General features: G+C 44.7%; 9 protein-coding genes and 1 pseudogene. 8 read left to right on the forward strand and 2 right to left on the reverse strand.

What is annotated here, in order from left to right:
- Positions 1–269: 269 nt before the first annotated feature.
- From B9T16_RS23035 to argJ, 8 genes are all read left to right on the forward strand, one after another.
- Positions 270–1,103 (forward strand): HAMP domain-containing protein, encoded by an 834-nt coding sequence (locus tag B9T16_RS23035; RefSeq protein ID WP_014274207.1) that lies wholly within the window; start codon positions 270–272, stop codon positions 1,101–1,103.
- Positions 1,103–1,831 (forward strand): histidine kinase dimerization/phospho-acceptor domain-containing protein, encoded by a 729-nt coding sequence (locus tag B9T16_RS23040; RefSeq protein WP_231852073.1) that lies wholly within the window; start codon positions 1,103–1,105, stop codon positions 1,829–1,831. The genes B9T16_RS23035 and B9T16_RS23040 overlap by 1 nt, the downstream gene beginning before the upstream one ends.
- Positions 1,783–2,232: an ATP-binding protein gene (locus B9T16_RS23045; RefSeq protein ID WP_014274209.1), complete on the forward strand. Its 450-nt coding sequence runs from the start codon at positions 1,783–1,785 to the stop codon at positions 2,230–2,232. The genes B9T16_RS23040 and B9T16_RS23045 overlap by 49 nt, the downstream gene beginning before the upstream one ends.
- Positions 2,233–2,408: 176 nt before the next feature.
- Positions 2,409–4,001: a glycoside hydrolase family 57 protein gene (locus B9T16_RS23050; RefSeq protein WP_006617728.1), complete on the forward strand. Its 1,593-nt coding sequence runs from the start codon at positions 2,409–2,411 to the stop codon at positions 3,999–4,001.
- Positions 4,002–4,220: 219 nt separating this feature from the next.
- A complete protein-coding gene (locus B9T16_RS23055; protein WP_410245875.1) occupies positions 4,221–4,418 on the forward strand; it encodes a hypothetical protein in 198 nt (65 codons plus the stop codon).
- Positions 4,419–4,472: 54 nt separating this feature from the next.
- On the forward strand, positions 4,473–4,670 hold the full coding sequence (locus B9T16_RS23060; protein WP_006668917.1) for a hypothetical protein: 198 nt from the start codon (positions 4,473–4,475) through the stop codon (positions 4,668–4,670).
- 73 nt (positions 4,671–4,743) lie between these two features.
- Entirely contained in the window at positions 4,744–4,938 is a 195-nt protein-coding gene (locus tag B9T16_RS23065) for a hypothetical protein (RefSeq protein ID WP_006616163.1), read from the forward strand.
- A 194-nt stretch (positions 4,939–5,132) separates the two neighbouring features.
- Positions 5,133–6,374: a bifunctional ornithine acetyltransferase/N-acetylglutamate synthase gene (gene argJ / locus B9T16_RS23070; RefSeq protein WP_006616164.1), complete on the forward strand. Its 1,242-nt coding sequence runs from the start codon at positions 5,133–5,135 to the stop codon at positions 6,372–6,374.
- A 107-nt stretch (positions 6,375–6,481) separates the two neighbouring features.
- On the opposite strand, the gene B9T16_RS23075 is transcribed toward argJ, so the two are convergent.
- A complete protein-coding gene (locus tag B9T16_RS23075; protein WP_014274210.1) occupies positions 6,482–7,120 on the reverse strand; it encodes a Uma2 family endonuclease in 639 nt (212 codons plus the stop codon).
- 296 nt (positions 7,121–7,416) lie between these two features.
- Positions 7,417–7,815 (reverse strand): annotated as a pseudogene (locus tag B9T16_RS23080) (response regulator transcription factor).
- Positions 7,816–8,162 lie beyond the last annotated feature (347 nt).

Raw genomic sequence — 8,162 nt, forward strand, 5'->3', positions numbered from 1 at the left:
GACTCACCCCCTGAGCATAACCAATTCCCAAGTTCTGTTAAAATAATTATAGCCATCTCAGGTGTGCATTCCCCTAGAGGCAGGGTGTAGGGTGTTAGGCATAGGGGGTTCAATACACCAATAATAACTTGCTCTTATAATTTGGGGCTGTGTTTTGAGTTTTGTTCGTGAGTTATCCATGATTGTTCTCACCAATTGGTGTGCCAAAATTAACGCCGTAACTACCAATTTATATAACTTGATAACTAGGTTAACAATAGGTGATTTAGATGGGAAAGTTTCAGGGTAAACGAGTTTCGCTAGTCAAAAAACTAACTATAGCCATGACCGGGTTAGTCATTGTAGTAGTAACCAGCGTCACCTGGCTTTCCCTTCAGCTTCAGCAACAAAGTTTTAAACAAGAATTAGAACAACAGGCTAATATATTACTAGAAACCCTCTCCATTGCCTCCGCTGAACCTTTGGCGGTTTCAGACGTTCAGTTTCTCACCCGACTAATGGAGCAACTGGGAACTGCTCAAATTTTAGTTTCCGGTCATATATATCAATCCGAAGGTCTGGTAATTGCAGATGTCTATAACTCGGATATTTTTGCCAATGATATTGACCTAAAACCTTGGGCTTTGGAGTTGCTAAACAGCCGAAAAACCCGGTTCAATTGGCAGTATCAAAATCAACAACTATTGGGAGGAAAAGCTGTTGCCTTCAACGGTAATATCGTGGGGGCTGTCAGTGTCGGACTTGCCACCCAACCCCTAGAAAATAAAATGGCAACCGTCCGCAATCAGGGTTTAATTATTGCGATTATTGCCACCATAGCCGGGGCTTTTCTCGCCTCAATAATTAGCCGTTCAATTACTGAACCCCTTAAACAAATGACCGCCGCCACCAAAGAATTAGCCGCCGGAGATTTAGAGTTAAAAATCGACCTACAAAGCCAAGACGAACTCCAGGTTTTAGCGGATTCTTTTAACAAAATGACTAAGCAATTGCGAGATTTGGTAGAAAGTAAGGAGCAACTAATTACTAGCTTAGAATTGCGAGCGGAAGCAGAAAAAGTGAAGCCAAAAATAGAGCTTTGCTTAATGCCATACCCGATTTAATGCTGAGATTTAATAAAGAAGGTCTTGTTTTAGACTTTAAAGCATCTAGGGGGGGTGAATTAATCAAGTCAATTTTGGACTATATACACCAGAGTATTTATGATTTATTGCCGAATAATTTGGCTAATCTTTATCTAAAAAATGTCAATCAAGCCCTAATCACTCAGGAAGTACAAGTATTTGAATATGAATGGTTTTTTGAGGAAAAACGCCATCATTTTGAATCCCGAATTGTGGTAAGTGGTGAAAATGAAGTCCTGGCAATAATCCGTGATATTACGGAAAGTAAATTAGCTCAAATTGAATTACAACGAGCTAAAGATGCTGCCGAAAGCGCCAACCATGCGAAAAGTGAATTTCTAGCCAGTATGAGTCATGAACTGCGTACACCGTTAAATGCGATTATTGGTTATAGCGAACTGTTGCGAGAAGATGCTTTTGATTTAGGCTATACAGATTTTATTCCCGACCTGGATCAAATTCGAGCATCAGGACTGCATCTGTTAACTATTATTCAAGATATTTTAGATATTTCCAAATTAGAATCAGGGATGATGACGGTTTGCTTAGAAAACTTTAATATTGCCACCTTAATCAAAGAAATCGAAGCACTGGGCAGCCATTATTCCAAAAAAATCATAACCAACTTAAAGTCAACTGTACCCCTGATGTTGAGGGAATGTATGCCGATCGCATCAAAGTCAAACAAGTATTGCTTAACCTTCTGAGTAACGCCGCCAAATTCACAGAAAATGGCTTGGTCAACTTAAATGTGATTTATATAGGTCAGCTTGACACCAAAATCTCGGCCTACCTGCGGGAAAATTTAGCCTCATCAGTCTTAGTTAATGACGAACACCAATTACAAGGTGGGGTGGCTTTTGAGGTCATCGATACGGGAATTGGCTTGACCACAGAACAGATGACCAAAATCTTTGAGCCCTTCGAGCGAGCGGATAACTCCACCACCCGCCGCTACGAAGGAACCGGGTTAGGACTATCAATCAGCAAAAGATTTTGTGAGTTAATGGGAGGAGCCATCACCGTGGCCAGTGAAATCGGCGAAGGGTCAACCTTTACGGCATATTTCCCCCTAGTTATGGGTGAAAACACATTTACGGGAATGTGACACCCCAAGAAATCAGGCGATCGCTTCCAAATCGCCAATTTCATCACAGCGCCCCCGACCAATTTCGCTACAATTAACATTGTCCTGTGATTACCATAGTGATTTAAAATCTTAACATATTGTGAATCCACCGGGACCCTAACTCCCTATAAATCCTTAATTTGCCCTAAATCATTATGTCTATTGGCTATCTCGCCCTGGTACTCCATGCTCACCTACCCTTTGTCCGGCATCCCGAAAGTGACTATGTATTAGAGGAAGAGTGGCTGTTTGAAGCCATTACCGAAACCTACATTCCTCTGATCCAAATGTTTGAAGGACTCAAACGTGATGGCATTGAATTCAAAATGACCATCAGCCTGACCCCTCCTCTGGTGTCCATGCTCCGCGATCCGCTTTTGCAAGAACGCTACGACCAACACCTAGCCAAACTCCAGGAATTGGTCGAGAAAGAAGTTGATCACAACCAACATAACGACCATCTAGTTTATCTAGCCAAACATTATATTGAAGAATTTGCCCAAGCCCGTACCCTCTGGGAAAGATATAGCGGGGATTTAGTTACAGCCTTTAAGCAATTCCAAGACAGTAACAACCTAGAGATTATCACCTGTGGAGCCACCCACGGCTATCTACCCCTGATGAAAATGTACCCCCAAGCGGTACACGCCCAAATCCAAGTCGCCTGCGAACACTACGAAGAAAACTTTGGTCGCCCCCCCAGAGGTATCTGGCTGCCAGAATGCGCCTATTATAATGGCTTGGAAAGGATTGTCGCCGACTGTGGCTTACGCTACTTTCTCACCGATGGTCACGGGGTACTATACGCCCAACCCCGTCCCCGATTTGGCACTTATGCCCCCATCTTTACGGAAACCGGAGTCGCCGTTTTTGCTCGCGACCATGAATCATCCCAGCAGGTCTGGTCTTCCCAGGTGGGATATCCCGGCTCTCCCGAATATAGAGAGTTTTATAAAGATTTAGGTTGGGAAGCTGAATATGAATATATTAAACCCTATATCATGCCCAACGGTCAACGGAAAAATACGGGCATCAAATATCACAAAATTACTGGGCGCGACTTAGGACTAGCGGATAAAGAACTCTACGACCCCTATTGGGCTAAACAGAAAGTCGCCGAACACGCCGCTAATTTTATGTTTAACCGAGAGCGCCAGGTTGAACACCTACAGGGGATTATGCAGCGCCCCCCCATTATTGTCTCTCCCTATGATGCGGAACTTTTCGGACACTGGTGGTATGAAGGTCCTTGGTTCCTAGATCTTCTGTTCCGCAAGACTTGGTTTGATCAAGATGTTTACGCGATGACCCATCTAGCTGATTATTTACAGACTTACCCCACCCAGCAAGTCTCTCGTCCGGCTCAGTCTAGTTGGGGTTATAAGGGATTTCATGAATATTGGCTTAACCATACTAACTCCTGGATATATCCCCATTTACATAAAGCCACAGAGCGCATGATTTCCCTGGCTTGTCGAGAGGCTCTTAATGAGTTGGAACTGCGCGCTCTCAATCAGGCGGCGCGGGAATTGCTGCTGGCTCAATCCTCTGACTGGGCTTTTATTATCAGTTCTGGGACTATGGTTCCCTATGCTGTGCGCCGCACTAAATCCCATCTGATGCGCTTTAACAAGATTTATGAGGATATCAAGGTGGGTAAAATTGATGCGGGATGGCTCCAAAAGGTGGAAACTCTCGATAATATCTTCCCCAACATTAACTATCGGGTCTATCGACCTGTGATGTAGGCTCTCCCCTGCCCCCGACCCAACTCTCCTATCATCCGTTCAACCCTAGCCACTAACCGGGCTGGGGCTTTTTTGTCACAATGCGATCGCTAATTTAGCCCGAAACTAATGTTAAATTTTGTAAACTTCTGGTATTCTGTAAAATAGACTACAGAATTTTATAGTATAGTAGTAAGCGTGGGGGAAAAAACCCACTCAAATCACTAGGAGACAAAAAACATGGGTACTCAGGACCAAGCACGGGCGTTAATGATGGGTCATCACCAAAATATCAAGAACCGTCAGCAATCTATGCTCAACCGTTCGGCTCAGGAAGTAGGTATGGAAGATGTGAGTGACTACTACAGCACCATCCAAGGGAAACCTAACTCCAATTCAAGTATGAGTTACGATCGCAGTTCCTCATCAATGAGTTAAAGCACTTCAACCCTTTTTAAATCAGTTAATTCCATATACTAGGAGACAAAAATCATGGGTACTCAAGACCAAGCACGGGCGTTAATGATGGGTCATCACCAAAATATCAAGAACCGTCAGCAATCTATGCTCAACCGTTCGGCTCAAGAAGTAGGTATCGACGATGTGGGCGATTATTATAGCACCATCCAAGGGAAACCTAACTCCAATTCAAGTATGAGTTACGATCGCAGTTCCTCATCAATGAGTTAAAGGACTGCAACCCTTTTTAAATTCCTCATTTCAATCTGACTTAATAAATATCAATTAGCGGGAGACCAAAACCATGTGTACTCAAGATGAAGCCAGGGCGCTAATGATGCGTCATCATCATAACATCAAGAACCGTCAGCAATCTATGCTCAACCGTTCGGCGCAGGAAGTAGGTATCGATGTTGGGGATTATTATAGCACGATTCAAGGCAAACCCCATTCCGACTCACGGGATAACTACGATCGCTCCCCAGCTTCGATGAGTTAAAATTTCAACACCACGAAAAATTGAAAAATCTTTGTCCCCACCCCCACCTAGCCGTCTTCAGGTGGGGGATAGTTAATTATCCATGAATTTGTTTGTGCAAATCCCCACTGTGGCAATCCAGCTGGGTGGGGATTTTCAATTAAAACTTGGTATAATGCCTTCTGCTCAAGAGTAGATGCTAGAAGGCGAAACCTATGTCAGAGTGGCAAAAGATTGATGGTGGCATCACCGCACCCAAGGGATATAAAGCCAGTGGAATCACCGCCGGGCTCAAACCTTCTGGAGCGCCAGACTTAGCGTTGATTATATCATATGTAGAGGCGATCGCAGCGGGGGTATTTACGACATCCCAAGTGCGCGCCGCCTGTGTAGATTATTGTCGGCAAAAGTTAGAAGCGAAACCCAGTGCGCGGGCGATTTTATGTAATTCCGGTCAAGCCAACGCCGGGACAGGACAGCAGGGGTGGGAAGATGCCCAAGATAGTGCGAAAGCCTTGGCGGCGGCGTTAAATATTGATCCAGATTCGATTTTACTAGCTTCCACCGGAGTCATCGGTAAACGGATTAAAATGGAGGAACTCATAGCAGCCATTCCCCAATTAGTGTCTGAGGTTTCCGAAAACGGGGGGACAGCGGCAGCCGGGGCAATTATGACGACGGATTTGGTGATGAAATCCATTGCTTTAGAAACTCAATTTGGCGATCGCCCGGTGCGGATTGGTGGCATTGCCAAAGGTTCGGGGATGATTCATCCTAATATGGCAACAATGCTGGCTTTTGTCACCTGTGATGCTGCGGTTTCTCCTCCTCTGTGGCAAGAAATGCTGACTAGGGCTGCCAATCGTAGTTTTAATCAAATTACAGTTGATGGGGATACTAGCACCAACGACACGCTGATTGCTTTAGCTAATGGTCAGTCCCGCACTCCGGCAATTACTGGACCCGGACCTGATGCTGATAAATTAGAAGCGATGCTGACAGCGGTTTGTGAACATTTAGCTAAGGCGATCGCCAGAGACGGAGAAGGGGCCACCTGTTTAATTGAAGTGCAGGTAACTGGCGCACCCACAGAAGCAGCAGCGGCTATGGTTGCTAAAACTATTGTTGGGTCTTCTTTATTAAAGGCAGCGATTTTCGGTTGTGACCCTAATTGGGGAAGAATTGCCGCCGCCGCCGGACGGGCTGGGGTTCGTTTTGACCAGGATAAGTTAGAGATTTCCTTGGGTGAGTTTCAACTGATGAAAAATGGTCAGCCTTTAGCTTTTGATGAAGCCGCAGCCAGTAATTATTTAAAACGGGCGAAAACTGCCGCTTATCTTGAGGAAGACACGGTGTTAATCAAGGTTAAAATTGGTGATGAGCCAGGAAGTAGTAAGGCTTGGGGATGCGACCTTAGCTATGATTATGTAAAAATCAATGCAGAATACACTACTTAATTGGTCAGGATCTGAGAAACCCGGTTTCTTTTCATCCCCCTGACTCAGAAACCCGGTTTATCTGAGGAACCGGGTTTATTGTCCCGACAAATATCAAGTATTCGCGATCAGAGGGTTTCTGGATCGATACCCATTTCCCGCAGTTTAGCAAAGGCGCGATCGCGTTCATCAAACAAATCTCCCGGTTCTTTGAACAATTCCCCATTAGGATGATAGACAGCTAAACCATCATCAAACAGTTCAAAGCGAATGTTCAACAGTGGAGAAGTCCAGGGCAATTGTAGGGGTCTAATTAAGACAAAATTCTCTGGTGCTGTAGTCCGTTGAAAACCCCAAAAATCATGGGATTGGGGATTATAAAAATACATCTCCAGCACGCCATACTGTTGATAAAATTGTTGTTTGGCGGCTATTTCGCTCATGGTGTTACTGGGGGAGAAGATTTCAAACACCACTTGTGGCGGGATGTTTTCTTCTTCCCACTGTTTATAACTACCGCGATCGCCATCACGACGACCCAAGACCACCATAGCATCCGGTGCTTGTCGGGGGGCGGGGGGGCGTTCCACCTGGACGGGATACCAGAGTAAATCCCCCGCCACAAAAGCCACTTGTGACTTCAGGAGTTGTTTAAGGTTGCTGACTAGGCGCACAATCCAGCGATATTGGAGGGTATTTTCCGCCATGGGTTTACCATCAGAGTCGGGGTAGAGGATATCAGCGGGGATAGGAGTTTGAACCATCATTCAGTACCCGGATGAATCAATATTCACCTATTATATAGTGACCCTAGAACAGTTGTGGAATAAGCCCTCGCCCTCAATGTGAATCCCAGAGAGGGAGAGGAACTTTCGCTCACAATTATCAGAGGGTTTCTCGATCGATACCCAATTCCCGGAGTTTGGCTCTGGATAATGATATGATGGGGGGAGGCTAAAGCTGTTAATTGCATTGACCACCTACCATATTAATCAACCCGCCTTAACCCCCATTTTGGGGGCTACTTATTACTTAGTATATATTGATAAGTATCTCTATGTAACTACTGCATTTGTCCGGCTACAGTCAGAATTTTATGCACAGTTATTTGTAGTTTTTCTGGGTCAAAAGGTTTAGTTAAATATTCAGTAGCGCCGGCTAAACGCCCTTCAATTTTATCGCAGACAGTATCCCTAGCAGTTAACATGATAATCGCTAACTTTTCTAAATGGGGAGTCCGCCTAATAATTCGACATAATTATAAGCCATCTACACCCGGCATAGCAATATCTAACAACATTAAATCAATCGAATCATGATGTAATTGTCCCAAGGCTTCTAGGGTATTGCTGGCTACTAAAATTCGATAATTTTCCCATAGGGTTTGTCGCACCATTTTTGGGATTACTAGACTATCATCCACTGCTAGAATGGTAGCTGGGGAGGTTTCATTAAGACACATAATTATTCTCCTTGATGCTTATTGAAATCTGGGTTAAATTCAATAATATAATAGAGTGAGTGCGAGACGTTTAGGAGTCAAATAAGGCTGCAATACCTGAAATAACCTCCTAGTGGGACTTCCACCCCTTGGTGGAATATAAGGGATTCGCACCCCTGACCATCCCATAACTGTTTATATGTCCCGACGCTTGGAGAAATCTAAGCAAGGCAGGGGACTCAAGGTCATAAACCAACTGAGAAMTCAGGGCGTTGAGAGTAACGGCGATAGCCACCCCCAGTTTTGGGAANCACNACCCCAGGNTTGAAGCGGGNAACNGAAGGCTCCGAGATGTAACCTAACATCAG

Source organism: Arthrospira sp. PCC 8006, assembly GCF_046480465.1.
GTDB classification, from domain to species: Bacteria; Cyanobacteriota; Cyanobacteriia; order Cyanobacteriales; family Microcoleaceae; genus Limnospira; species Limnospira platensis.

Coding starts and splice junctions, on each gene's coding strand:
- B9T16_RS23035 (WP_014274207.1), top strand. CDS start 270: ATGGGAAAGTTTCAGGGTAAACGAGTTTCGCTAGTCAAAAAACTAACT.
- B9T16_RS23040 (WP_231852073.1), top strand. CDS start 1,103: ATGCTGAGATTTAATAAAGAAGGTCTTGTTTTAGACTTTAAAGCATCT.
- B9T16_RS23045 (WP_014274209.1), top strand. CDS start 1,783: ATGTATGCCGATCGCATCAAAGTCAAACAAGTATTGCTTAACCTTCTG.
- B9T16_RS23050 (WP_006617728.1), top strand. CDS start 2,409: ATGTCTATTGGCTATCTCGCCCTGGTACTCCATGCTCACCTACCCTTT.
- B9T16_RS23055 (WP_410245875.1), top strand. CDS start 4,221: ATGGGTACTCAGGACCAAGCACGGGCGTTAATGATGGGTCATCACCAA.
- B9T16_RS23060 (WP_006668917.1), top strand. CDS start 4,473: ATGGGTACTCAAGACCAAGCACGGGCGTTAATGATGGGTCATCACCAA.
- B9T16_RS23065 (WP_006616163.1), top strand. CDS start 4,744: ATGTGTACTCAAGATGAAGCCAGGGCGCTAATGATGCGTCATCATCAT.
- argJ (WP_006616164.1), top strand. CDS start 5,133: ATGTCAGAGTGGCAAAAGATTGATGGTGGCATCACCGCACCCAAGGGA.
- B9T16_RS23075 (WP_014274210.1), bottom strand. CDS start 7,120: ATGATGGTTCAAACTCCTATCCCCGCTGATATCCTCTACCCCGACTCT.